Origin of the sequence: Actinomyces gaoshouyii, assembly GCF_002076915.1 — a bacterium.
Classification (GTDB): Bacteria; Actinomycetota; Actinomycetes; order Actinomycetales; family Actinomycetaceae; genus Actinomyces; species Actinomyces gaoshouyii.
Window position 1 is genome coordinate 1,367,737 of record NZ_CP020468.1, and the last position, 25,652, is coordinate 1,393,388.

The 25,652-nt window shown below is 70.9% G+C and carries 21 protein-coding genes; 2 read left to right on the forward strand and 19 right to left on the reverse strand.

The window, feature by feature from the left end; all coding sequences use genetic code 11:
* The first annotated feature begins 36 nt into the window (after positions 1–36).
* Positions 37–975 (forward strand): hypothetical protein, encoded by a 939-nt coding sequence (locus B6G06_RS05590; RefSeq protein WP_125898895.1) that lies wholly within the window; start codon positions 37–39, stop codon positions 973–975.
* Here B6G06_RS05590 and B6G06_RS05595 read toward each other — a convergent pair.
* Entirely contained in the window at positions 858–1,391 is a 534-nt protein-coding gene (locus B6G06_RS05595) for a hypothetical protein (protein WP_420807186.1), read from the reverse strand. The two genes, B6G06_RS05590 and B6G06_RS05595, sit on opposite strands and share 118 nt — an antisense overlap.
* The gene (locus B6G06_RS05600) at positions 1,388–3,730 is read right to left on the reverse strand and encodes a right-handed parallel beta-helix repeat-containing protein (RefSeq protein ID WP_081171395.1); all 2,343 of its coding nucleotides are present in this window, start codon (positions 3,728–3,730) and stop codon (positions 1,388–1,390) included. Before B6G06_RS05600 ends, B6G06_RS05595 begins: the two co-directional genes overlap by 4 nt.
* Positions 3,731–3,968: 238 nt before the next feature.
* Here B6G06_RS05600 and B6G06_RS05605 point away from each other — a divergent pair, with 238 nt between their 5' ends.
* Positions 3,969–4,208, forward strand: a complete 240-nt coding sequence (locus tag B6G06_RS05605; RefSeq protein ID WP_080463027.1) for an RNA-binding S4 domain-containing protein — start codon at positions 3,969–3,971, stop codon at positions 4,206–4,208.
* A 169-nt stretch (positions 4,209–4,377) separates the two neighbouring features.
* Here the strand turns inward: B6G06_RS05605 and dnaE are convergent, their stop codons facing one another.
* The 17 genes from dnaE to B6G06_RS05690 form a co-directional block, all read right to left on the reverse strand.
* Positions 4,378–7,977 carry a DNA polymerase III subunit alpha gene (gene dnaE, locus B6G06_RS05610; protein ID WP_081171397.1) on the reverse strand — a complete coding sequence of 1,200 codons (3,600 nt, stop codon included), beginning with the start codon at positions 7,975–7,977 and terminating at the stop codon, positions 4,378–4,380.
* Positions 7,978–8,189: 212 nt separating this feature from the next.
* Entirely contained in the window at positions 8,190–8,780 is a 591-nt protein-coding gene (locus B6G06_RS05615; protein ID WP_081171399.1) for a GNAT family N-acetyltransferase, read from the reverse strand.
* Positions 8,777–9,697 (reverse strand): RluA family pseudouridine synthase, encoded by a 921-nt coding sequence (locus B6G06_RS05620; protein WP_080463024.1) that lies wholly within the window; start codon positions 9,695–9,697, stop codon positions 8,777–8,779. Before B6G06_RS05620 ends, B6G06_RS05615 begins: the two co-directional genes overlap by 4 nt.
* A complete protein-coding gene (gene lspA / locus B6G06_RS05625) occupies positions 9,694–10,506 on the reverse strand; it encodes a signal peptidase II (RefSeq protein ID WP_420807187.1) in 813 nt (270 codons plus the stop codon). Before lspA ends, B6G06_RS05620 begins: the two co-directional genes overlap by 4 nt.
* A 113-nt stretch (positions 10,507–10,619) precedes the next feature.
* Positions 10,620–11,258: a DivIVA domain-containing protein gene (locus B6G06_RS05630; RefSeq protein WP_081171401.1), complete on the reverse strand. Its 639-nt coding sequence runs from the start codon at positions 11,256–11,258 to the stop codon at positions 10,620–10,622.
* Positions 11,259–11,457: 199 nt separating this feature from the next.
* Positions 11,458–11,763, reverse strand: a complete 306-nt coding sequence (locus B6G06_RS05635) for a YggT family protein (protein ID WP_081171403.1) — start codon at positions 11,761–11,763, stop codon at positions 11,458–11,460.
* Positions 11,764–11,772: 9 nt separating this feature from the next.
* The gene (locus tag B6G06_RS05640) at positions 11,773–12,225 is read right to left on the reverse strand and encodes a cell division protein SepF (RefSeq protein WP_080463021.1); all 453 of its coding nucleotides are present in this window, start codon (positions 12,223–12,225) and stop codon (positions 11,773–11,775) included.
* A gap of 148 nt (positions 12,226–12,373) precedes the next feature.
* A complete protein-coding gene (gene pgeF / locus B6G06_RS05645; protein WP_081171405.1) occupies positions 12,374–13,147 on the reverse strand; it encodes a peptidoglycan editing factor PgeF in 774 nt (257 codons plus the stop codon).
* A 14-nt stretch (positions 13,148–13,161) separates the two neighbouring features.
* Entirely contained in the window at positions 13,162–14,481 is a 1,320-nt protein-coding gene (gene ftsZ, locus B6G06_RS05650; protein WP_080463019.1) for a cell division protein FtsZ, read from the reverse strand.
* 156 nt (positions 14,482–14,637) lie between these two features.
* Positions 14,638–15,645 (reverse strand): cell division protein FtsQ/DivIB, encoded by a 1,008-nt coding sequence (locus B6G06_RS05655; protein WP_081171407.1) that lies wholly within the window; start codon positions 15,643–15,645, stop codon positions 14,638–14,640.
* A complete protein-coding gene (gene murC, locus B6G06_RS05660) occupies positions 15,642–17,144 on the reverse strand; it encodes a UDP-N-acetylmuramate--L-alanine ligase (RefSeq protein WP_081171409.1) in 1,503 nt (500 codons plus the stop codon). Before murC ends, B6G06_RS05655 begins: the two co-directional genes overlap by 4 nt.
* Positions 17,141–18,355: a UDP-N-acetylglucosamine--N-acetylmuramyl-(pentapeptide) pyrophosphoryl-undecaprenol N-acetylglucosamine transferase gene (locus B6G06_RS05665; RefSeq protein WP_081171411.1), complete on the reverse strand. Its 1,215-nt coding sequence runs from the start codon at positions 18,353–18,355 to the stop codon at positions 17,141–17,143. Before B6G06_RS05665 ends, murC begins: the two co-directional genes overlap by 4 nt.
* Positions 18,348–19,532, reverse strand: a complete 1,185-nt coding sequence (locus B6G06_RS05670; protein WP_240494022.1) for an FtsW/RodA/SpoVE family cell cycle protein — start codon at positions 19,530–19,532, stop codon at positions 18,348–18,350. Before B6G06_RS05670 ends, B6G06_RS05665 begins: the two co-directional genes overlap by 8 nt.
* 224 nt (positions 19,533–19,756) lie before the next feature.
* Positions 19,757–21,241 (reverse strand): UDP-N-acetylmuramoyl-L-alanine--D-glutamate ligase, encoded by a 1,485-nt coding sequence (murD, locus tag B6G06_RS05675; protein ID WP_081171415.1) that lies wholly within the window; start codon positions 21,239–21,241, stop codon positions 19,757–19,759.
* A gap of 90 nt (positions 21,242–21,331) precedes the next feature.
* Positions 21,332–22,474 (reverse strand): phospho-N-acetylmuramoyl-pentapeptide-transferase, encoded by a 1,143-nt coding sequence (gene mraY / locus B6G06_RS05680; RefSeq protein WP_080463013.1) that lies wholly within the window; start codon positions 22,472–22,474, stop codon positions 21,332–21,334.
* Positions 22,471–23,985 (reverse strand): UDP-N-acetylmuramoyl-tripeptide--D-alanyl-D-alanine ligase, encoded by a 1,515-nt coding sequence (locus B6G06_RS05685; protein ID WP_081171417.1) that lies wholly within the window; start codon positions 23,983–23,985, stop codon positions 22,471–22,473. The genes mraY and B6G06_RS05685 overlap by 4 nt, the downstream gene beginning before the upstream one ends.
* Entirely contained in the window at positions 23,970–25,577 is a 1,608-nt protein-coding gene (locus B6G06_RS05690; RefSeq protein ID WP_081171419.1) for a UDP-N-acetylmuramoyl-L-alanyl-D-glutamate--2,6-diaminopimelate ligase, read from the reverse strand. The genes B6G06_RS05685 and B6G06_RS05690 overlap by 16 nt, the downstream gene beginning before the upstream one ends.
* Positions 25,578–25,652: the final 75 nt, after the last annotated feature.

Genomic DNA, 25,652 nt, shown 5'->3' on the forward strand with positions numbered 1-25,652 from the left:
AGCCCCCTGCTATCCCTGACGACGAGGAGTCCTGCCATGAGCATGCCCCGCATGCCGTTACCCGCGATGCCCGCTGGGAGGGACTGGGCGGGAATCCTGCCCCCGATCATCGGCGCCCTCCTCGGCGCGACCGCGCTGTGGGCGGGCACCTCCCAGCTGGCGGCGCCCCGGTACACGGCGGTGCTCGTCGGCGGCGGCGCGACCGTGATGGCGCTCTTCGCGCTGCTGACCCTCATCAGGCTGGCCGGGCTGCTGCGCCGCGCATGGCGGGCCCACCGGTTCCACTCCGGCCATCCGAACGCAGCGGAGTCCCAGGCGCTCGAATGGCACGCAGGACTGGTTGCCTCCCAGGAGCAGGCGAGGGCCGTGGCCCGGGGCCTGGCCCTGGGCGGGGCCTTCGACCTGGGGCGCCCCTGGGATGTCGCGATCGACGCGAACGAGCAGGTGCTGGCCGACTGCCCCTCCGAGTACGCCCGGTACTACAGCGAGAAGGCCCATCCTCTCCCGCCCGGTACCGGAGTCGGCGGTGGATCCGGCGGGGCGTCGGCGGGGCTGGACGCCGTGCCGTTGGCGCAGCGCCACCGACTGTGGACCAGGAGTCGGCCGAGGCACCAGTGGAGGGAGAACCAGTCCGTCCGAGCGCTGGTCACCCAGCGGCGCGTGCTCGTCCAGCGCAACGACCTGCATTGGCTGAGCTTCCACTACGACGCGATCGTCGCGATCCGCCCGCAGTTGCCCGCGGGCGAGCTCATCCTGGAGTTCGAATCGGTCTCGCCCCTCCGCCTGGCCGGCCCCGCCTCGGCGGTGACCGCCGTGGCGGCGGTCTACGCGCTCTTCGGCGCCAAGGGGCTGCGCGATCACCCGGGACTGGAGCCCCTGCGCATCCGCAACGCCGGCGATTCGGATAGCGATCGCGGCGATAACGACGGCCACGACAGCGCCGAGTCGCCGGCGACCACCGCCTCGGAGGCCTGAGCAGCGGCACTCTCGCGGCCGCGGGTCGCACCGGGGACTGCGCTCCGGGAGCGGCTGGACCACAGATCCCAGCAGGCCCGGCGATTGGGAGGCGCCCAACGCGCATCCGGGGTCGAGACCTCGCCCGTACCAGCGGACACCACGAGGGAGGCCAGGCTGGGCTCGCCGCGGGCGGCGCAGTCATGGGCGATCATCGACAGCAGCGGCCCCATGCGGTGGGGCGGAACCGCCCCCGCAATCTCGTCGCTGAGCTCGCCGTAGGTGATGACATCCCGGTTCCCGGCCACCTCGATGAGCACTTCCCGGCAGCGCGCGACGGCGCGCGCCAGCCGCTCGGAGAGCAGGTACTGCCGCTCCCCCACCGGATAGCGCGCGCCGACAGCGATCGCCAGGGGCTCCTCCCCCGATCCGCTCATGCGCGCATCGACAGGAACCAGCGCCGCAGGAACGGGCCGAGGATGCTGGCCAGGAGCGAGGCGAAGGCCCCGCCGACCATGAGGGTCCTGGCCTTCGGCTTGACGTCCTGGGCGATCTCGGCCCGGGAGGCGGCCGCCTCTGCCTTGGCGGCCGGAGTCTCCTTGGCAGCAGGGGCTGCCGCCTGAGCGGGTGCGGCAGAGGGCGCCTGGGCCTGCGCCGCCGCAGCGCCGCCCGTGGTGGGTGCGGCAGAGAGCGCCTGGGCCTGCGCCGCCGCAGCGCCGCCCGTGGTGGGTGCGGCAGAGGGCGCCTGGGCCTGTGCCGCCGCAGCGTTGGCGTCCGCCGCCTGGGCGGCAGCGGGCTGCTCGCCATTCCAAGCGGCATTGACCAGGGCACCCATGTTCACGGCAGTGCCGGCATCGACACCGACCTTCTGGGCGATCGCGGAGGGCAGGGCCTCGCCCGCGCCGGAGGCCGGGCTTCCGGACTTGAGGCGGAAGTCCGAGGCCTTCCAGTTCGCGCCGTCGGCCTCCTTCGTGAACAGCGGATTGGCGTCCGGGTTACCGCGCAGGTCGAGACTGTGCCTCTCCTTGCCGCCGGTGGTCACACCCTTGTTCGAAGTGAAGGTCTTCAGATCCTGGGAGTAGAAGGCCTCGTTCTTCGAGCTCGTCCCGTACTGCCACCAGTGCAGGAAGTTGTAGTCACCGCCCTGCGGACGGTAGTAGGCGTTGTGGTCGATGCTGGAGATCATCTCGTTGGCGTAGACGGCACCAGGGGCGCGGCGGTTGGCGTCGCCGTCGACGTTGACCATGGAGGCGTAGCGCCAGGGGTCATCGGAGGCGCCCTGCGTCTGCTCCGAGGAGAAGATGTTGTTGGCGACCACTGTGTTCTTGGTGTCCCAGCTCAGGCCGTGCTTGGAGCTCCAGGCCTCCACCGCGGTGCAGGTCCCGTCCGCGCTCCTGTCGTTGCAGCCCTTGGAGCGGTTGTCCTCGCGCACCACGAGGCTGGTCAGCGCGTGGGAGACGGTGTTGTTCCACACCGCGGAGTTGTCGGATCCCTGAACCCTGATCGCAGTTCCCGCGCCGTTGACGATGTTGGAGGCGATGGTGTTGCGGGAGGAGACCTCGTCGATGATCCCCAGGGGGACGTTGATGAGGTGGTTGCCCACGATGTCGGAGTTGATGACGCCCTCGTCGAACCAGATCGCGGCGGTCTGCACGCTCTCGTTGTTCTGGGGCAGCGAGGCGTCCTTGCCCGACGCCGAGTTATCCACGGTGTTGAAGGCGTAGCGCACGTTCTCCGAGTGCGTCACCTTGGTGTCGGCGATGGTGCAGTAGGCGCCGCAGCCGGTTGTGATGAACCCGGCGGAGTTCGTGCCCTGCCAGTAGTTCTTCTCGATGACCGCGCCGGAGGAGGTGTTGACGTTCAGAGCGGCGCCGCCGTTGTTCTCGAAGCGGTTCCCGGTCACCTTGGCATTCGGCGCGCTGGCCAGGTTCAGCGCGCTGCCGGCCGCGGAGTAGCGGAAGGTGTTGTTCTCAATCGTCTGGCCGCCCTTGGACACGACAACGGCACCGCCACCGGTGAAGACACCGATCTCGGGATCGTTGTAGTCCCAGCGCTGGAGTGGGGAGTACTTCTCGACGACGATTCCGGACAGCGTCGCGTTCGCCCCGTGGAGGGTGAGGGCGCGGTGCTGCTGGACGACTTCGACGGTGTGCTGGGAGGGATCGACCCCGATGACGTAGGAAGTGCCGCGGTGCGGCTTGGAGTTGAAGCCGGCGTAGGAGTTGCCCGACCTCTTGAGGGTCACGGGGTCCGGGTCGTCGACGTAGAAGGAGGAGGCATTCACCTCGCCCCTCGAGGCGACCTGCGTGAGCGGCTTGCCGTCGACGAAGACCTGCTCGGGGTAGGCCGCCATGCCCTCGACCGCGGGGTTGGCGTTGGTGGTGCACACGTCGCAGAAGCGCACCATGTCGTAGCCCGTCGACCATGTGCCGTCGCCCCTGTTGGACCACGAGGTGGGCACCTCGGCGCCGGACAGGACCGGGGTGGCACCGGAAGCGGCGCGGATGGTCACGCCCTTGTCGACGTAGATATTGCCCTCTCGGTAAGTGCCATCGGCGAGCTCCACGACCTGCCCGGAGCCCGCCGCCTTGAGGGCGGCGGCGAGAGTCTTGTAGGGCTTGGCGGTGGAGCCATCGCCGGAATCGGATCCGGAGGAGGCTGAAACATGGATCACTGACTCCTGCGCGGCGGCTGCCGGGGCCATGAGCCCCGGGGCCGCCGCTCCGAGGAAGAGGATGGCGAGCAGTGCTGTGTATCGACGGTATCGGCGCATCATTGTGTCGTCGTCTCCTGGTGGTGGTCGGACCCCGTAACCGTACCGTTACGAGGAGCCTCAAAACGGTGACATAGTGCGCATTCACGCCTTTCTGGGCTCCCAGAAGGAGCCTTTCAGGATCCTCCAAGGAACCATTCACTCACGGCCAATCCGCACCAGGAGAAGCCCTGCGCGATCGATCCGACACGCCGTCAAGCACCACATGCGCACCACTAGTCACACCTGCCACAATCGGCTCATGAGTGACACGATGTACCCCGCCATCCTTGTTCGCGGAGAGATTAAATTGGGCCAGTTCTTGAAGCTCGCCGGCCTCGTCGAGGACGGCGCCGAGGCCCGGATCGCGATCCAGTCGGGCGATGTGAGTGTCAATGGCGAGGTGGAGAGGCGCCGAGGGCATCGCCTGTCCAACGGTGACACTGTCGAGATCGCCCTCCCCTCGGGATCGGCGGGAGCACGGGTGAGAGCCGAGCCCTGAGGCGGGCGCGGAGAGATCCGTGGGCCGCCGGCGGGAGGACGGAAGCGGTTCGGCCATTGCCCATCGAGGCGATCAGGTCTCCTTGAGCGAGGACGGCCCCGCACCGCGAGGGGAGCCCTCCCCAGAGGCCAGGCGATCAGCGCCCGGCCAGAGCCCGTCCAGTGATTTCTCAGCGATGGAGGCACCCCGGCCCGAGGAGGGCCTTGACATCCGAGTAGAAGGCCTGAGATGCCTCCACCCTCAGTGAGGGGGCGAGCTGGGTGCGCACCTCCCGCCCGGGGCTGGTCAGGTTGAGGCGCACGACGCTCGCGCCGGGGTGGCGCTGGAGGAGATCGCGCAGCTTCTCCACCAGCGGACCGGTGCAGCGGTTGGTCGGCAGGGTGAGCGTGACGGCCTCATGGGTGGCGCTGGAGATATCGGGGAGGGTGAGCTCTTGGGCGTAGAGGGAGACGGCGCCGTCGCGGCGGGTGAGCTTGCCCCGAATGGTGACCACCGTGTCCGGCGCCAGCATGGTGGAGACGGTCTGGTAGGTGGAGGGGAAGAAGAGGGCCTCGATGGAGCCACCCAGGTCCTCGACCTGGGCGATGGCCCACAGGTTGCCCTGCTTGGTGGTCTTGCGGGTGAGGCCGGTGATGAGGCCGGCGATGGTGACCATGGCGCCATCGGGGCGCTCGTCATCCTCCACGAGCTCGGAGATCTCGGTGTCGGAGAGCTTGGCGAGGAGGGGCTCGATGCCGAGCAGTGGGTGATCGGAGACGTAGAGGCCGAGCATGTCGCGCTCGTAGGCGAGCTTGTCCCGCTTGTCCCACTCGGGCAGGTCGGGGATCTCGGCGGAGAACACTGGCCCGGAGGAGAAGGGGTCATCGGCGCCGTCCGCTCCGCCGTCGCCCATGAGGGAGGCGAAGAGGTCGAACTGGCCGGCGGCCTCGTTGCGCTTGACGCCGATGATCTCGTCGACGAAGTCCTCATGGCAGGCCTGAAGCGCGCGGCGGGACTTGCCCAGGGAGTCGAAGGCGCCGGCCTTGATGAGCGAGTCGATGGTGCGCTTGTTGCACACGACGGCGGGGACCTTGTCGAGGAAGTCCTCGAAGGAGGTGAACTCGCCCTTCTCCTTGCGGGCCTTGACGATGGCCTCCACGACGTTCAGGCCCACGTTGCGCACGGCCGACAGCCCGAAGCGGATGTCCCCCCCAACGGCGGCGAAGCGCGCGCGGGAGGCGTTGACGTCCGGGGGCAGGACGGTGATGCCCATGTGGCGGCACTCCCCCAGGTAGACGGCGAGCTTGTCCTTGTTGTCCTTCTGGCTGGTCAGCAGGGCCGCCATGTACTCGGTCGGGTAATGGGTCTTGAGGTAGGCGGTCCAGTAGGAGACGACGCCGTAGGCCGCGGAGTGCGCCTTGTTGAAGGCGTACTTGGCGAAGGGGACCACGACGTCCCACAGGGTACGGACCGAATCCTTGGAGAAGCCGTTGGCGACCATGCCGGCCTCGAAATCGACGAACATCTTGTTCAGGATGTCCATCTTCTTCTTGCCCATGGCCTTGCGCAGTGCGTCGGCCTTGCCCATCGTGAAGCCCGCCAGGTCAGTGGCGATCTTCATGACCTGCTCCTGGTAGACGATCAGGCCGTAGGTGGTGCCGAGGATGGGCTCGAGGGCGTCGGCGAGCTCGGGGTGGATCGGGGTGATCTCCTGCAGGCCGTTCTTGCGCAGGGCGTAGTTGGTGTGGGACTCCGCGCCCATGGGACCGGGGCGGTAGAGGGCGCCGACGGCCGAGATGTCCTCGAAGTTGTCGGGCTTCATGAGACGCAGAAGGGTGCGCATGCCGCCGCCGTCGAGTTGGAAGACGCCGAGGGTCTCCCCCCGGGAGAGGAGCTCGTAGGTGGCGCGGTCGTCGAGCTCGATGTGGTCGATGTCGAGGGCGGGCTTGCCATTGGCGACGATGTTGTCCAGGGCGTCGGAGATGACCGTCAGGTTGCGCAGACCCAGGAAGTCCATCTTCAGCAGGCCGAGGTGCTCGCAGGTGGGGTAGTCGAACTGGGTGATGTAAGCACCATCCTGAAGGCGCTGCATCATGGGGATGATGTCGGTCAGGGGCGCCGACGACATGATGACGGCGCAGGCGTGGACGCCCCACTGGCGGGTCATGCCCTCCAGTCCCTTGGCGAGCTCGACGATCTTCTGGGCATCGGGGTCCTCGGCGTGAAGCTTGCGGAACTCCTCGGCCTCCCCGTAGCGCTCGTCCTCGGGGTTGAAAATCCCCTTGATGGTGATGTCCTTGCCCATGATGGTGGGGGGCATGGCCTTGGTGAGACGGTCGCCGACGGCGTAGGGGTAGCCCATGACGCGGCTGGAGTCCTTCAGGGACTGCTTGGCCTTGATGACGCCGTAGGTGACGACCTGGCTGACCTGGTCGGCGCCGTACTTGTCCTTGACGTACTCGATGACCTCGTCGCGCCGGCGCTCGTCGAAGTCGACGTCGATGTCGGGCATGGAGATGCGCTCGGGGTTGAGGAAGCGCTCGAAGATGAGCCCGTGGTTGAGAGGGTTGAGCTCGGTGATGCCCATGGCGTAGGCGACCATGGAGCCGGCGCCGGAGCCGCGGCCGGGTCCGACGCGGATGCCGCGCGCCTTGGCCCAGTTGATGTAGTCGGCCACGACGAGGAAGTAGCCGGGGAAACCCATCTGGACGATGACGCCGATCTCGTACTCGGCCTGCTTGCGGCAGTCCTCGGGGATCTGGCCGCGGAAGCGCTTGTCCATGCCGGCCCAGCACTCCTTGATGAACCACGAGTCCATGGTCTCGCCCTCAGGGACGGGGAAGACGGGCATGAAGGAGGCGCCATCGTCGACGGTGGCGAAGTGAACATCGCACTGCTCGGCGACGAGAACGGTGTTGTCGCAGGCCTCGGGCATCTCCTTGAAGAGCTCGCGCATCTCGCGGCCGGGACGCAGGTAGTAGGTGTCGCCGTCGAACTTGAAGCGGTCGGGGTCGGACAGGACGGAGCCCGAGTTGATGCACAGCATCGCGTCCTGGATGGTGCGGTCCTCGGGGCGCACGTAGTGGGAGTCGTTGGTGGCCAGCAGGGGCGCACCGATATCCTTGGCCAGGCGCAGGAGGTCCTTGGTGACTCGCCGCTCGATCTCGAGGCCGTGGTCCATGAGCTCGACGTAGAAGTACTCCTTGCCGAAGATGTCCTGGAGCTCGCCCGCGGCCCGACGGGCCTCCTCCCACTGGCCGAGCCGCAGGCGGGTCTGGACCTCGGATGAGGGGCAGCCGGTTGAGGAGATGAGGCCCTTGGCGTAGCGGCTGATGAGCTCGCGGTCCATGCGGGGCGCCTTGCCCATCTGGCCCTCGAGTGAGGCGAAGGAGTCCAGGCGCATGAGGTTGTGCAGGCCCTCGTTGTCCCGGGACAGCAGGGTCATGTGGGTGTAGGAGCCTCGGGCTGAGACATCGTCGGAGCGCTGGGACTCGTCGCCCCAGAAAACACGGGTCCTGTCATGGCGCGAGGTCCCGGGCGTCACGTAGGCCTCGACGCCGATGATCGGCTTGATCCCGGCCTTGCGGGCCGCGGCGTAGAACTCGTAGGCGCCGAACATGTAGCCGTGGTCGGTGATGGCCAGCGCCTTCTGCCCCAGGCGCTTGGCCTCGGCGACGTAGTCCTTGATCTTGCCCGCGCCGTCCAGCATGGAGTAGTCGGTGTGGACGTGGAGGTGGACGAAGTCGTCCGCCGGAGTCTTCTGTTCCTGCTCGCTGCTCGCACCTGCCATGACCTCATCCTAGGCCCCGGCGAGGGGCGCGAGCAGGGGCCCGCGCCGTCACCCGAGCCGATGGCTCCGACCGGCCGAGAAATGGCGAGGTTTGAGGATTGCTCACCCCTTCACCGCCCACAGCGCGGCACCGGCACGAACAGCATCTCACTGACCTGCACCGTTGCAGATAGCGACCTAATGCCAGAAAAAGGAATCCTCAAATCTCGCCATCATGAGGAGGCCTCATCAACGAGCCCAGTACGAATCCGCCGTGTGATCGTCTTGGCCATGTCCTGGTGAGGGATGCCGGCGTCGAGGTAGGACTCGCCGCTGATCACCTCGTAGCCGCAGCGCCTGTAGAAGCCCATGGCCCGCTCCTGGGCGGAGAGCGCCACCGTGACGCTCACCGCGCCATCGCCGCGCACCCCGGCTCTCTCCAGGGCGACCTCCTCCAGGGCCGCCACCATTCGGGCGCCCAGTCCAGTGCCCCGGCAGACCCGGCGCACCGCCAGCCTCCCCAGGTGGACCCGCCCGGAATGCTCGGGATCCAGGAGGATCCTCCCCGTTGCCAGCGGTGTCCCGTCAGCTCCCCGCGCGAGCAGATGGATGGTCGACGTCTCGAAGTCCCGAGCGTCGATCTCCTCCACGAACGGCACATCCTGCTCGTCGACGAAGACCTCCAGGCGCACCTCCACTGCGCCGTGGCGCAGCGCGTCGGCCCCGGGCCCCGACTCATCGCCGACCGCGCTGGTCAAGCGGATCGGCTCGATCGCTGCCGTCGCCGGCGCGATCCGCAGCCCCGCCGTCCCCGCCAGGCTCATACGGCCCTCATCGTCTCGAGGGCGCGCACCAGGTCCTCCGGGTACTCCGAGCGGAAGCGCATCGACTCCCCCGTGATCGGGTGGTCGATGCCGAGCTCCACGGCGTGCAACCACTGCCGGACCAGCCCGGCCCGCTCCGCGAGAGCCGCATCCGTCCCATAGGTCTCATCCCCGACGCAGGGATGTCCCACCGCCGCCATATGCACGCGGATCTGGTGGGTGCGCCCCGTCTCCAGGTGCACCTCCACCAGGCAGGCCCGCGGCATGACCTCGATGACGTCGTAGTGGGTGATCGATTCCCGTCCGCCGTCGATGATCGCCATCCTCCACTCGCGGCTCGGATGCCGGCCGATCGGCGCGTCGATCGTCCCCGACGGCGGATCGAGATGCCCCTGGACGAGCGCGTGGTAGACCTTGTCCACATCATGGCTCCGGAATGCCTGCTTGAGCACGGAGTACGCGCGCTCCCCCTTGGCCACGATCATCACCCCGGAGGTGCCCACGTCCAGGCGCGAGACGATCCCCTGCCGCTCCGCCGCGCCGGAGGTCGCCACGCGCACGCGCATCGCCTTGAGCGCGCCGAGCACGTCCGGGCCATCCCAGCCCATCGACGGATGCGCGGCCACGCCCGCCGGTTTGTCGACGACGACGATGTCCTCATCCTCGTACAGGATCCCCATCCCCTCCACCGGGGTGGCCACGGGCCCAGCGGGCCGAGGATCGGGCAGATCGATCTCCAGCATCGCGCCACCGACCACGCGATCCGACTTCCCCAGGGGGGAGCCTGCCATCCTGGCTCCGCCGTTGGCGCAGATCTCGGCGGCCTTGGAGCGGGACAGACCCGTCATGCGGGAGACGGCGGCATCGGCGCGCTCGCCATCGAGCCCATCGGGCACGGGCAGGAGGCGCAGGCTCATGCCCGTGCCCCCGACTCATCGCGCCGCCGTGCCCGCCGGGACCTCCTCGTCTCGCCGACCCCCTCGGGCCCGATCGCCGCGCCCGCGGCAGTGACGGCGCCGTGATGATCGTCGTCCTCGCCCGCGCGGGTGCCATCGAGATTGATGCCCAGGACCGACAGGACCATGATGGCCCCGGCCGCGCCGACGATCGCGATATCGGCCACGTTGCCGACGAACTGCCCCCCGTAGTCGATGAAGTCGACGACGTGCCCGCGCAGGGGGCCCGGTGCGCGCACGAGCCGGTCGATGAGATTGCCGACGGCCCCGCCGAGCACGAGGCCCAGGGCGATCGTCCACGCGCGCGACCCGAGCCCGCGCGAGGCCCGGATCACGACGACGACCACAACGAGCGCGACGACGGAGAAGATCCAGGTCTGGCCCGTGGCCAGGGAGAAGGCGGCACCTGGATTGCGAACGAGGACAAGCCCCAGCAGATCGCCGATGATCGGGATCCGCGCGTGCCCGGACAGGGCCGCCACGGCCCACAGCTTCGTCACCTGATCGACGGCGACGAGGATCGCGGCGATGAGGCAGACGATCGCCAGCGCGCCCATGCGGCCGATCGGGCCGCTCGCTCCACGGGTGGGCGCCCCGTCGCGTTCGGAGGCGGGGCCGCCCGGCCCGCCCGGGTCGACGAGAGGCGCGGGCCCGCCGGGGGGGGTGTCCGCAGACGGACCGGAGACCTGGACCGGGCCCAGGTCGACGGGACCGGTGCTCGAGTCGGCCGAGGGCATGGAGTGGATCTGGGGGATGTCGTCGTCGGTCATGGGTTCTTCCAAGAGTCAGCGCGGTGCGCCCACACGTCGAGGGCGGCCACCCGGCTGGGGTCGCCGCCCTCGACGATGGGCATGCGGTGCCGGCGCGCGGGGCGCCGGGCCGATCAGATGTGGCCGGCCTCGGTGCTGGAGCCCTCCTCGACATTGGTGAGGAGGTTGGTGAGGTAGCTCTTGAGGCGGGTCCGGTAGTCGGACTCGAAGCGGCGCAACTCGTCGATCTTGTGCTCCAGGCCGGAGCGCTCCTTCTCGAGCTGGGCGAGAGTGCGGTTGCGCTGGTCCTCGGCGTCGCGGACGATCTGCTCACCAGTGGCGCGGGCCTCGGCGACGATGCGCTCACCCTCAGCCTTACCATTGGACACGTGCTCGTCGTGCAGGCGCTGGGCGAGCTCGAGCATGCCGGAGGCAGCACCGGGCTCGTCCCCGTTGACGCCCATGGCCGACATGGCCGACAGCGCCGGGGAAGCGGTGGGAGCGGAGACCGCCGAGGGCTCGTTGACAACCGGAGCGGCAGCCGCAGAAGAGGCGGCACCGGTGCGCGCAGGAGCGGCCTGGGAAAGCTCCTCGATGCGGCGGTTCGCGGCATCCAGCTTCGCCTTGAGCTCGACGTTCTCTGCCTCGAGCTGGCGCATCGCCTCGACGACCTCGTCAAGGAACTCATCGACCTCGTCCTGCTCGTAACCCTCGCGGAACTTCGTCGCCTGGAACTTCTTGTTGAGGACGTCGTCTGCTGTCAGCAGCGTCATATCGTCACCTCGGTGTCGTTACGGACATTGTCACAAGCACCGGATCAACCGGTGACTCACGTTGACTACAGTACCTGAACTGACGCCGCGCGGGGCCGGAGAGGGATGCGAATCACGCTGTCCTCGTCACACCCGGAGCAGATCGATCCCCTTGCCAGAAGTGGGAAGAAGCAGGTCACCAGGATTCATGAGCGCCCCCTCACAGGAGCCTGTCGAGGATCACCAGGAGGTACTGGACGATCATGATGCCGAACCAGAGCGCCAGGAAGCTCAGGTCGATCCCGAAGGAGCCCAGAGTGAGAGCAGGGATTCGCCGCCTGAGGAAGCGCAGCGGGGGGTCGGTCAGGGAGTACACGAGATTGGCCAGCAGGAGCACCGCGCCGGTGGGCCTCCACGACCTGGCGAACACGGTCACCAGGTCGAGCACCACCCTGATCACGAGGATGAGGATGCAGATGCTCAGCAGGCTACTGATGATCGAAATGATCGAATGCAGCGCTTCCACCCCTATGACTCAGCTCTGGTTGAAGAAGCGGTCGCGCTCCTCGGCCTCACCGTCGTCGATCTCGACGCTCGCGGGGGTGAGCAGGAAGACGCGGGGCGTGATGGGCTCGATGGCACCGCGCAGGCCGTGCACGAGCCCGGCGGAGAAGTCCACCATCCGGCGGGCCTCGGCCTCGCTCATGCCGGTGAGGTTGATGATGACGGGCGCGCCGTCGCGGAAGGCCTCGCCGATGACGCGGGCCTCGTTGTAGGTGGAGGGGTGCACGGTGACGATGCGGCGCAGATCGGGCACCGACACCGGCTCCAGAGCGGCCTCATAGGCGCTCGGGGCCGACGGCTCGGGGTCGGCCTCCTCGGCCACCTGATCGAAGACGGGGGCGTAGACCTCCTCGTCCTCCGCGTAGAGCTCCCGCTCGGGCTCGGTGTACCCGAGGAATGTCGACACCTTGCGCAGTGCGCTCATAGCTGGCTCCTTCTCCGTTGGCTCCCCCGGGCGTCCCCTGGCCTCCCGGTGTGGGCGACGTTATCGGTCATCGGAGCGAGCGTCGGTGATTGGGCACGGCGTGTCCTCGAAGCGACCATGAGGCAATACCCCTACGATCAGGCAATTCTCAGATTGTTGTCAGGACGATACCAGCCAGGCGCCCCGTGGTTCCCTCGCGGCGGTAGGAGAAGAAGCGCTCATCCTCGAAGGTGCACCACTCGCCCGGCGCGATCCGCGCGACACCGGAGCGCTGAAGCTGGGCGATAACGCCGGCCGCGACGTCGAGGCCGGGGGTCCCCCAGGATGTGGTGGAGGCGCAGGCCGGCTCGACGGCGGCGGCCTCGTCGCGCATGGTTCCGGGCACCTCGTAGCAGCGCCCGCAGATGCTCGGACCGATCGCCGCGCTGATTCCCGACGGATCTGCCCCGAGCCGCGTCATCTCCTCGACCGTCCTGGGCACGACGCCGCCGAGCATGCCCCTGCGGCCGGCGTGGACCGCGGCCACCAGGCGCCCATCCGCGGAGGCGAGCAGCAGTGGCACGCAGTCGGCGACCAGCACGCCCGCGCCGCGCGGGGACCGGGCAGAGGCCTCCTCAGCGCGCGCGTCGAGGATGAGGGCGTCGGCGGTCGGGGCGCTCCCCCGCCGGGCATGGGCGATGATGTCGGAGTGGACCTGGTTCATCCAGGCGATGTCCCCGCCCTCCAGGCCCACGGTGCTCTCCAACCAGGCACGGCAGGCGGCGACATGGGCGGGGTCGTCGCCGACGTGGTCGGCGAGGTTGAGCCCGGCGTAGCCCGCATCGATCGGTGCGGGCAGGCGAGAGGCCCCCGCGCCGCGGGAGGTGAAGTACCCGCGGGCGCGGGGGCCCAGGTCGGCCTCGATAAGGCCGGGGATCGTCATGCCGGCTCCCGCGCTCAGCGCAGGAAGTCGGGCAGGTCGATGGTGTCCTCGGCGTCGGCGCCCAGCATCGGGGGCACCGCGAGCTCCACGGGGGGCTGCTCGGCGGCGGCGTCCACGAACACGGGAACGGAGCCGGTGTTGTCCGAGGGCGAGACCGGGACGGAGGCGGGGCGCTCCTGGGCGACGGGCGCGGGCAGCGGAGGAACCGCAGTGGGGGCGGAAGCGGACACCGGGGCGGACTTCACCGCCGGCGGCTGCGGGACCGGAGTGGTCACGGCGGGGTCCGCCGCGTGCGAGGAGTTGCGGGGCTCAACGGTGCGGGTGGCCGGCTGAGCGGAGTGGCGGGCGCTCTTCTGGGAGGCCGCGCGGTCGAGGCCCGCGGGGACGGGCTCCTCATCGAAGCCGGCCGCGATGACGGTGACGCGGACCTCGTCACCCAGAGCGCCGTCGACCACGTTGCCGAAGATGATGTTCGCCTCGGGGTGGACGGACTCGCGCACGAGGTTGGCGGCCTCGGAGATCTCGAAGAGGCCGAGGTCGGAGCCGCCCTGGAAGAAGATGAGGACACCGTGGGCGCCATCGATGGAGGACTCCAGCAGCGGGGAGGCGATGGCCTGCTCGGTGGCGGCCAGCGCGCGGCCCTCGCCGGTGGCCGAGCCGATGCCCATGAGGGCGCTGCCGGCGTTCTGCATGACGGACTTGACATCGTTGAAATCGACGTTGATAAGGCCGGGGGTCGTGATGAGCTCGGTGATGCCCTGAACACCTTGGAGGAGGACCTGATCGGCCTGCTTGAAGGCGTCGACCACGGAGATGTTGCGGTCCGCGATCTGCAGGAGGCGGTCGTTGGGGATGACGATGAGGGTGTCGACCTCGGCGCGAAGCTTGTTGACGCCCTCCTCGGCCTGGGCGGCGCGGCGCCGGCCCTCGAAGGAGAACGGACGAGTGACCACGCCGATGGTCAGGGCTCCGAGCTCGTGAGCGACACGCGCCACGACGGGCGCGGCACCGGTGCCGGTGCCGCCACCCTCGCCCGCGGTCACGAAGACCATGTCCGCGCCCTCGAGGGCCTCGCGGATCTCCTCCTCATGGTCCTCGGCGGCCTTGCGCCCGATCGACGGGTCCGCCCCGGCGCCCAGACCGCGGGTCAGATCCCGACCGACGTCGAGCTTCGTGTCCGCGTCGGACATGATGAGGGCCTGGGCGTCGGTATTGACCGCCAGGAACTCCACGCCGCGCAAGTCGGCCTCGATCATGCGGTTAACGGCGTTGACTCCGCCACCGCCGACGCCCACGACCTTGATGATCGCCTGGTAGTGCTGGGACTCCACCACTGTCTGCCTCCGCGCTCGTGCGAGCCCTCCGGGCTCCCCTCGACCCTCAACCTCACGTTGAGGTTTATACTTATGTCATTCTTGCGATGACAAGGGCAACGCTATGGGTCCGCGGCGGAACCGGCCTGGATTTTCCTCGGCGTGTCAGACGCGCGCTCAGCGGGTCGTCGGGTTGTGCGGCGCGGAGACGTCATAGACGCGGGCAGACGTGGTCAGCAGGGTGGCCAGGACCCTCGCCTTGAGGGCGTTCTGGGAGCCGTCGCCCCACACGACGCTCGCCCCATCGGCCAGGGACAGCCCCACCTGGCCCGTGGTGGAGATCGTCGCCTGGGAGACCCGCTGGCGGGTCGCCGCGTCGAGGCTGCCCATGATGGCCGTCATCGTGGCGACCTGCGCGGCGTTGAGAGGCGGGGCGCCGCCCTCCCCCGCCCCGTCAACGGCCAGGCGCGCGAGGCCTGCGGGCGCCTCGGTCACGGTCTCGAGAACAACGGCTTCGGAGTCGAGCACCGCGTATCCCTCTTCGGTCTCCTGCGCGGCGACCGGGTTCCTCAGCTCCAGGGAAACGGTCAGGCCGTGGGGCCAGGAGCGGGTCACTGTGGCCGAGCGCACACGGACCAGGCCGTCGGCGACCTCGCCACCGAGCCGATCGACGTCGAGCCTCACGAGGGACTCCCCCTCGTGGGCGGCGAGCACGCCGCGCACCTGGTCGGCGTCCACTCCGCTGCTGGCGTCCTGCGCCCCCTCGACAGTGATATCCGCCGGGCGCAGGGCCAGGAGCGGGGAGTAGAGGACGCCCCAAGCGATCGCAGCGATGACCAGGATGACGGCGACGGCGCCCGTCAGGCGCCGCAGCCTCAGGGTGCGGGCGGCCCGGCGCCGCTCGGCCAGGCGGTCGGTGAGCCCGGTGGAGATGACGGAGGAGGCGGCGTGCTCGCGCAGCCGCCCGAGTGAGCCGGGTTCGGCCCTGGTCGCGACCCCGGTCGGAGCAGTGGCAGAGTCCGCGCCGGGCACTGCGGCGGAGTATCGCGCGGGACCGGCCCCCTCGGGGATGGCAGAGCCGGGACGGGCCCTGCCTCCGGCCCGGTCGGGGGCCTGCCGCGCCTCCTCGACGCCCGTGGGCTCGACGGGCTCGTGCGTCGGGCGCGGAGCGCGGGGCCTCCTCATCGGCTCCCCCGGCCCTCGGAGTCGGAGGCGGGCGACGCCGTGAGATCGGCGAGGATCACCTCGCCGAGCGCGGTGACATCCCCCGCCCCGACTGTCAGAAGGAGGTCGCCGGGGCGCGCGAGGGCGGCGATGGCGTGGGCGGCCTCGAGGCGGTCGGGAATGAAGCGGGCCCTGGAGCCGGGGACCTCGGCGACGATCGTCCCGCCATCGACCCCGGGGAAGTCCTCCTGGGCCTCGCGGGCGGGGTAGACATCGGCGACGACGACGGCGTCGGCCTTGGCCAGGGCGGCGCCGAAGCGGGGGGCGAAGGCGGCGGTGCGGGAGAAGAGGTGGGGCTGGAAGAGGACGAGCAGGCGGCCGCCCCGCGCGGTGGCAACCCCGCGGGCGGTGGCCACCAGGGCCTCGATCTCGGTCGGATGGTGCGCGTAATCGTCCACCACCCGCACTCCCCCGGCCTCGCCGCGGTCCTCGAAGCGGCGCCCGGTACCGCCGAAAGCGCCCAGGGCATCGGCCATCGCCTGACCGGCGACCCCCAGCTCGACGCCCGCGGTCCAGGCGCCGGCGGCGTCGAGGGCCACATGGTCGCCCGGGACCCGCAGGTCGAGTGAGACCAGCTCCCGCGCGCCGTCGGGAGTGGCGCGGGCGAGGGTGGCGGCGGTGGAGCCCGCTGCCCTGCCGGTGATCCGCAAGCGGGTGTGGGCCTCGTGGCTGGGACCGAGGAAGGCCGGCTCGGCGTTGCCGAAGGTGGCCACGCGCAGTCCCTCGGCGACGGCGGAGGCGGCGAGGCGGGCGGCGCCCGGGTCGTCGGCACAGGCCACGAGCAGCCCACCGGGGACGAGACGCCGTGCGAAGTCGACGAAGGCGGCCTCGAAGGCCTCGGGCGTGCCGTAGTTGTCGAGATGGTCCGGCTCGACATTCGTCACCAGGGCGATGCGCGGGGCGTAGTTGAGGAAGGAGCGGTCCGACTCGTCGGCCTCGGCCACGAAGGCGCGACCGGAGCCCAGATGCGCGCCGGTGCCCAGGGCGCGGACCACGCCGCCGATCGCGAAGGAGGGGTCCGCCCCCGCCTCGGTGAGCGCCTCGGCGAGCATGCCGGAGGTGGTGGTCTTGCCGTGGGCGCCGGCCACGGCGACGAAATCGCGGCCCTCCGCGGCCAGGGCGAGGGCCTGGGAGCGGTGCAGGACCTCCTGGCCGCGCCGGCGGGCGGCGGCCAGCTCGGGGTTGGCCTCCTTGACGGCGGTGGAGACGACGAGCGTCGCGTCGGGCGGGACGTTGGCGGCGGCGTGGCCGATGACCACGCCGATCCCGGCCGCGGCGAGGCGGTCGAAGGCCTCGCCCCCATTGGCATCGGAGCCGGTGACCGCGGCACCGCGCTCGACGAGCAGCTGGGCGACGACGCTCATGCCCGCGCCGCCCACGCCCACGAGGTGGAAGGCCCGGCCCTCCAGGCCGGCGGGCCCGGAGGCCCCCGGATGACTGGGCTGCTCGCTGGTGCTCATTTCTTCTTCCCTTCGGCATCGGCGCTGCTGGTCACTGCGGCTCGGATGAGGGCTCCGAGCCGGGCGGCGCCGTCGCGCACGCCCACACCGGCTGTGGCCCTCGCCATGGCGGCGCGCTGCTCGGCGTCGGCGATGACGCCGGTGAAGGAGAGCAGGGCGTCGGCGTCGAGATCGGCGTCGGGGACGATCCGCCCTCCCCCAGCGCTCACGCAGTCGGCGGCGTTGAGGCGCTGCTCGCCGTTGCCGATGGGCAGGGGAACGTAGAGGGCCGGCAGGCCCAGCGCCGTCAGCTCGGCCACGGTCCCGGCACCGGAGCGGCACACGACGCCGTCGGCGCAGGCGTATGCCTGCTCCATGGCAGTCAGGTAGTCGAGGACCCGGTAGCGGTCCGGAAGGGACGGGTCCTGCCCGGCGGCGCTCTCCAGGGCCTCGCGCACGGGGACGTCCTTGCCCCTTCCGGTCAAATGGAGAACCTGGAGCCCCTTGGGCAGGCGGGCCATCGAGGCGGAGAGGACCTCGTTGAGGCGCTGCGCGCCGAGCGAGCCCCCGGTGACGAGGAGGGTGGGGCGCTCGGGGTCGAGGCCGAGGGCGGCGGCGCCCTCGCGCCGGGCGGTGGCGGCGCCGTCGGCGGTGACCTGGGACGCGACGAGCCCGGCGATCGCGGGGCGCAGGGGTAGCCCGGTCATCTCGGTGGATCCCTTGGCGGCCATGAGCGGAGTGGAGGCGAAGGTGAGGGCCACGGCGCGGGCCCAGCGGGCGCCGAGCCTGTTGGCCAGGCCGGGGCGGGCGTTCTGCTCGTGGATGACGATGGGCACGCCGGCGCGGCGGGCGGCGAGGTAGGCGGGGGTGGCGACGTAGCCGCCGAAGCCGACGACGACGTCGGCCCCCACGCGCTCGATCGCCTCGCGCGCGGCGCGCACGGCGGAGCGCAGGTTGCCGGGCAGGCGAAGCAGGTCGAGACTCGGCTTGCGGGGCAGGGGGACGCGGGGGATGAAGGCGAGGTCATGGCCGGCCTCGGGCACGAGGCGCGCCTCCAGTCCCTGGCGGGTGCCCAGGACGAGGATCCGAGTGCCCGGATGGCCGCCCAGGGCGGGGTCGGTCAGGGCCGCGGCCGTGGCCAGGAGGGGGTTGACGTGGCCGGCGGTGCCTCCCCCGGCCAGGAGGACGCGCAGGGGGCGCAAGGGGGCATCGTCGGGGCGGTTGTCAGGCACGGTTCCTCCTGCGGGTCGAGATCACCGCAAGCGTACGGCGCACGGCGCCGGGCCGTGATCTGAGCCCCTGCTGGGCTCCCGGCTCCCGCCTGGCGAAGGACAGGGCTATCCCGATGGCGAGCAGCACGGATATGAGGGCGCTGCCGCCCTGTGAGATCAGCGGCAGAGGGACGCCGAGCACCGGCAGGAGGTTGGTCACCACGGCCATGTTGATGATGGCCTGGCCGATGATCCACACCATGATGCCGCCGACGACGACGCTGGCGTACAGGGAGTTGGAGCGCCGGATGATCCGCGCCAGGGCCCAGCCCAGGACCGCGAACAGGATGATGACGAGCAGCGCCCCGGCCAACCCGAGCTCCTCGCCGAGGACCGCGTAGGCGTAGTCGGACTCGGCCTGGGTGAGGTAGCCCCACTTCTGGCGCGATGATCCCGGCCCCACGCCCTGCCATCCGCCGGTGGCCAGGGCCCAGCGGGCGTGCTTGGGCTGGTAGCCGATGTCCAGGGGGTCATCGCGGTCGGGGTGGAGCCACACGAGGATGCGCGTACGCCGGTTGAGGGAGATGACCGAGGCGAAGATGAACAGGGCCGCCCCGGCTGTCCCGAGGGTCACGAACCAGCGCTTGGCCAGGCCCGCCATCCAGCCCGCGCCGGCCAGCAGGATCCCCAGGATGATGACGGTTCCCAGGTCCCCGCCGCCCATGACCAGGGCGATGGCGGCGGCTGGGAGGAGGGCGGCGGTGGTCTTGACGAGCCAGTGCAGTCGCTGCCAGCGCCCCTCCGCGAACCAGCGGGCGATGATGAGGCCCGTGTACAGGCTCAGCCCCACCTTGATGAACTCCGAGGGCTGGGCGGTGCCGATGCCGGGGACCTCCACCCAGTTGCAGTTGCCGCCGGTGCAGGTGCCCAAAGGCGTGAAGACGAGCGATTGGAGCGCGGTGGCGCCCATGAGGACGGGGATCGCCAGGTAGCGCAGCGCGCGCTCGGAGAGCAGGGACATGCCCCACATGCCGATCAGCCCGACCCCGGCGAAGATGAGGTACTTGGAGAAGTCGACGACGGCGTCGCGCCCGCGGGCGGCGGATACCACCTGCTGGACGGAGAAGACCGTCATGAGGCCGAGCGTGAGGAGCAGGACGGTGGCCAGCAGCAGCGCGTAGAAGCTCAGCAGGCTCATATCCGCGTCCCTCGGCCCGTCGGGGCCGCCGATACGCCTGGCCGCGCGTCGCAGGGCGCGGCCTATGGGCCCGGGCCGGCGCTCGGGCGCGGCGGCGGGCGGCGCGGCGGCTTCACACCCGGAGGGCGAGCCCTCCCCCGGCAGGGGGATGATGGGCGGCCGAGAACGCTGTCCGCGCGCACGACCGCTGGGGCCCGTGCGCGCGGGCCGACGTTGCTGGGCGCTCATGACCGCTCATCATCCTCGTTCTCGACACTCGCGGCGTGATGGCGCGCCGCGTCGGCGAAGAGGTCGCCGCGCTCGGCGTAGGAGGCGAACTGGTCCCAGGAGGCGCAGGCCGGGGCGAGCATGACGGTGTCCCCCGGCTGCGCCATGGCGGCCGAGGCGGCCACGGCGCCCTCGATGACCTCGCGGGGGGAGCCGTCGGCCACGCGGGTGACGGGCAGACCGGGGGCCTGGGCGGCCAGGGCCTCGGACATCGCGGACTGGTCGCGCCCGATGAGGACCACGCCGCGCAGGGCGGGGGCGACGGCGCGCACGAGCTCGTGGAAGGTGGCGCCCTTGGTGTCCCCGCCGGCGATCCATACGCCGGTGCCGGCGGGCAGCCCGGCGAGGGCGGCCCGTGCGGAGTGCGGGTTGGTGGCCTTGGAGTCGTCCACCCAGGCGACCCCACCCGCCTCGGCGACTGTGACGATGCGGTGGGCGCCGGGGGCGAAGGCGCGCAGTCCTGCGGCCACGGCCTCGGCTCCGACCCCGGGAAGGCCCGAGCCCAGCGCGAGGGCGGCCGCGGCGAGGGCGTCGGCGACGATATGGGCCGGGAGGCGGTCGGCGCTCCCGCCGGGCGCCAGGTGGGCGAGGTCGTCGAGGGTGGCGATCTCGCGGCCCTCGGCGTGGCGGGCCGAGTGCAGGGCGCGGTCCACGAGGAGGTCCTCGACGAGGCCGACCTGTCCCAGGCCGGGTGCGCCCAGTGTGAAGCCGACGGCGAGGCAGCCCTCGACGACATCGGCATCAGACACCATGGCGCGGGTGGCCTCATCCTGGCAGTTGTAGATGGCGGCGCGCTGCGCGCGGGCGTAGACGCGCGCCTTGTCCGCGGCGTAGGCCTCGGGACCGCCGTGCCAGTCGAGGTGATCAGCGGCCACGTTGAGACAGGCCGCCGAGGCCGGCGAGAGGGTGCGGGTGGTGTGGAGCTGGAAGCTGGAAAGCTCGACGGCCAGCACGTCGGCCTTCCCCGCCAGGACGGTGGAGATGACCGGGTCGCCGATATTGCCGACGGCCGGGGCGGCGAGCCCTGCGGCGGTGAGTATGGACGCGAGCATGCCGACCGTCGTCGTCTTGCCATCGGTGCCGGTGACGGCGAGCCAGGGCACGCCCGGGCGCGCCGAGGCGCGTTGGAGGCGCCAGGCGAGCTCGATCTCGGACCAGGTCTCGATGCCGGCGGCCTGGGCGGCGGTGAGGATCGGGCCGGTGGCGGGGACTCCCGGGGAGACCACGAGCAAGCGCAGATCTGAGGGCTCCAGGGCGGCGGCGATGTCCTCGGGGCTGCCCGCCATGCGCGAGGCCACTGGGGCGACGAGGGCCTCAACTGCCTCGGCGCGGCCGTCGTAGGCGTGTACCTCGGCTCCCAGGGTCGTCAGGGCATCGACGACGGCGGCCCCGGTCCTGCCCAGGCCCACCACTCCGACGCGCGCACCGTCCAGCTCGTTCATCTCGGGACTTCCATTCCTTCATGTGCTCGGGAGGCGCCGTGGGCGCCGTCGGGTGCGGCGCCGTGGGCGCCGATGCGGGCGGGGACGGGATCAGGAGACGAGGAACTCGGCGTAGAACAGGCCCAGGGCCGCCACGACGCACAGGCCCGCGACGATCCAGAAGCGGATGACGACATTGACCTCGGTCCAACCGCCGAGCTCGAAGTGGTGGTGCAGGGGCGCCATGCGGAAGACGCGCTTGCCCGTGGACTTGAAGGAGACGACCTGGAGGATCACGGAGATGACCTCCGCCAGGAACAGGCCGCCCAGGATGACGGCGAGGAACTCGGTGCGCGACAGGATGGACATCCCGGCGACCGCCCCGCCCAGGGCGAGTGAGCCGGTGTCCCCCATGAAGATCTTGGCCGGGGAGGCGTTCCACCACAGGAACCCGAAGCAGGCGCCCATGAGGGCCGCGGCGATCATGGCGAGATCGCGGGGGTCCCGGACCTGGTAGCAGGTGTTGACCACGATGTCCGGGTGCCCGTAGACGCAGGACTGGTTGGACTGCCAGACGCTCACGAGGGTGTAGGCGCCGAAGACCATCGCGGAGGCGCCCGCCGCGAGGCCGTCGAGGCCGTCGGTGAGGTTGACGGCGTTGGACCAGGCGGTGATGAGGAAGTTCGACCACAGGATGAACAGCAGGAGGGCGACGGCCGCCCCCGCCAGGGTCAGGCCGGTGGCGCCGCCGAGGCTGAACGATCCGTTCCCGCCGCGCAGGAAGGCCATGTCGATGAGGGAGTCGCGGGCGAAGGAGATGCGGGTGGAGGCGGGGGTCAGGCCGTTGCGATCGGCGAAGAGGAGGCCTGCCACGGAGAAGGCGATCCCGATGACCGCCTGGCCGAGCATCTTCTGCCAGGGGGTCAGGCCCAGGGATCTCTGCCGGGAGATCTTCTCGAAGTCGTCGAGGAAGCCGATGAGCCCCAGCCCGACGATGAGGAAGAGCAGGAGGATGCCGCTGGCCCGCGGCGTGCGGAGCTCGACGAGGTTGGCCGCGGCGTAGCCCAGGACGAGGGCGATGATGATGACGAGGCCCCCCATCGTGGGGGTGCCGCGCTTGATGAAGTGCCCCTCGGGGCCGTCGTCCCGGATGAACTGTCCGTAATGGCGCCGCTCCAGGAACTTGATGAGGGCGGGTGTGCCCAGAAGGGCGACGAGCAGGGAGACGGCGGAGGAGACGAGGATGGCGGTCATCGGGCGTCCTTTCCATCGCGTCCGTCGATCGCGTCGTGGCTGGCGGACGTCGGGCCGCCGGCGGCCAGGTGGTCGGCCACGCGCCAGGCGCCCGATCCGTGCGAGCCCTTGACGAGGACCGCGTCCCCGGGGGCGAGGAGTGAGGGGATGCGAGCGATGGCCTCGTCGGCGTCGGGGGTCTCGACGACCTCCACGCCGCGCCGGCGGGCGGCCTCGGCGGCGGGTGCCGCGCCCGCGCCGATGGACACCAGGAGGGCGGCGCCGGCGTCCGCGACGAGCCTCCCCGTGGTGGCGTGATCGGCGGCGGAGGTCTCGCCGAGCTCGAGCATCTCCGAGATGACGACGACGCGGCGGCGGTCCCCGGCCAGCGCGGGCAGGGAGGCGAGCGAGGCGGTCATCGAGTCGATGTTGGCGTTGTAGGAATCGTCGATGAGGCGGCCGCCTCCGGGCAGGTCGCTGACCGCCATGCGGTGGGGGCTCTCCAGACCCGCGGCGGCGATGGCATCCAGGAGATCATCGGCGCCCACGCCCGCGGCGAGGGCCAGCCCGAGGGCAGCCAGGGCATTGGCGACGTTGTGAGCGCCGGGCAGTCCCAGGCGCGCGCGGCGGGGCGCGGCGCCGGGCAGGTGGATATCGGCGACGGCGTGGGCGGCCTCATCGAGCTCCACGCCGGTGGCGCGCAGGTCCGCGCGCTCGTCACCGCTGGCGGAGAACGTGAGGACCCTGCCGGGCGCGAGGGGACGCATGGCGGCGGCCCGCTCGTCGTCGAGGTTGAGGACGGCGGTGCCGTGGGGCAGAAGGCCGCGCACGATATGGCTCTTGGCGGTGGCGACACCCTCGATGGAGCCGAAACCGCCCATATGGGCGTGGCCGATCATGAGGACGGCGGCGGCGTCCAGCGGAGCGATCTCTACCAGTTCCGCGATGTCATCCGGTCCGGAGGCGCCCATTTCGAGAACGAGGTAGCGGGTGGACTCGTCCGCCTCGAGAACGGTCAGGGGCAGGCCGATCTCGTTGTTGAACGAGGCGACCGGCGCGATCGTGGGCCCTTGGGCGGCCAGGAGCTGGCGGGTGAGGTCCTTGGTGGTGGTCTTGCCCACCGATCCGGTCATCGCGATGACGGCCAGGCCCCGATCCCCCGCGCGCTGGCGCAGGTCCGCGAGGTGCCCCCGGGCGATGCGCCCGAGGGCGGCCACGGTGTCCCCCACGACGATGAGTGCCATCGCCGCGCCGGGCCCGTCGGCCTGGCCGGCCTCGGCGAGGGCGGCGCGAGCCGCGGCCTCGTCGCTGACGAGGGCGGCCGCGGCGCCGGCGCGGGCGACGGCGGTGAGATAGTTATGGCCGTCAGCGCGCTCGCCCTTGATGGCCACGAAGAGCGCGCCCGGCCCGGCCCGGCGGGAGTCGGTGACGACTCCGGTCACGGGAGCCGCCGGCGGGCCGGGAGGAATGAGGCGGCCCTCGGCCCAGAAGGCGAGCTCGTCTATCGTGCGGGCGATCACGCGGCACCCCATTTCGCGTCGACGGCCTCGCGCATGACGGGGGCATCGTTGTAGCGGATGAACTCGCCGGCAGCCTCGAGGAAGGGCTCGTGGCCCTTACCGGTGACGATGACGGTGTCCTCGGGGCCGCAGAGCTCGACTCCGCGGCGCACGGCGTCGCCACGCCAGGTGGTGATCTCCTCGACGTCGGTCAGATCGGGGCGCACGGAGCGCACGCCGTCCAGGATCGCGTCGCGGATGAGCTGGGGGTCCTCGCTGCGGGGGTTCTCATCGGTGATGACGAGCACGTCCGCCAGGCGCGCGGCGACCTCGCCGAGCATGGAGCGCTTGCCCTGGTCGCGGTCTCCGTCGGAGCCGAAGACGACGATGAGGCGCCCGGGGGTGATCGGGCGGACGGCGGCGAGCGCCAGCTCCATGGCGTCGGGGGTGTGGGCGAAATCCACGATGGTCAGGCCCCGAGTGCCGTCGCGCTGGCTGATGCGCTGCATGCGTCCCGGGATGTTGTGCGCGGTGGCCAGCGCCTGGACGGCGACCTCGGCGGGCACACCGGCGCGGATCGCCATGACGAGTGACAGGGCAGCGTTCTGGACGTTGACGAGCCCGGGCAGGGGGCAGCTGGCGGCGATCTCCACGCCGTCGGGCCCGTGAAGGGTGAAGGTGGTGGCCGAGTCCGTCAAGGACACGGCCGCGTCAGCGACCCACCAGTCGGCGGGGGCGTCGCCGCCGTAGGCCCGCACGCGGTCCAGGGGGAGCTCGCCTGCCCGGGCGATTCGCTCGGCGAGCGCGGCCCCCCAGGAGTCGTCGACGCAGACGACGGCGCGCCGGGCGTGCTCGGGGGTGAAGAGCTGGGCCTTGGCGTCGAGGTACTCCTCCATCGTGCGGTGGAAGTCGAGGTGGTCGCGCTGGAGGTTGGTGAAGCCGGCGACATCGATCCGGGTGCCGCCGAGGCGGTGCAGGACGATGGCATGGCTGGAGGCCTCCAGGGAGGCGGCGCCCACGCCCTGCTCGACGCACAGCGCCATCATGCGCTGCAGGACCGGCGCCTCGACAGTGGTGCGGGGCGACTCCACGGACAGACCGCCCGCGCGCAGCTCCACTGTGCCGGCCATCATGCAGCCGCCGAGGTGGGCGGTGAGCATGGCGTCGAGGAAGTAGGAGGTGGTGGTCTTCCCGTTGGTGCCGGTGACGGCCGTGGCGACCAGCGAGCGCGAGGGGTGGTGGTAGATCTCCGCGGCCAGGGGGCCCACAATGGCGCGCGGGTCGGCGCTGATGAGCACGGGGATTGCGGGGCAGGAGTCGTGCACGATGCTCGCTCCCGCCTCATCGGTGACGACGGCGACGGCGCCGGCCTCGACGGCCTGGGCGGCGTAGTCGGCGCCGTGAGCGCGGAAGCCGGGCAGGGCGACGAAGAGCTCTCCGGGAGCGATGTCGCCGGAATCCACGGAGGCCCCGGTGACGGTCAGGGGGGCGGGGGCGTTGATGCCCTGGGCATCGGCGGGAGCGGCAGGGGTCAGGGAGAATCGCTGGGCGAGGTCGCTCAGAGCGATGGGAGCGTTTCGGTGCGGGCGCAGGGCCGCGGCCGACTCGTACGCGTGGTTGCTCATAGTCCCACAATCTATCGTGACCGGCGGCGCGCGCAGATCAGGAGAGGCGAGCTGGTTCTGTGATCCCCGCGTTCT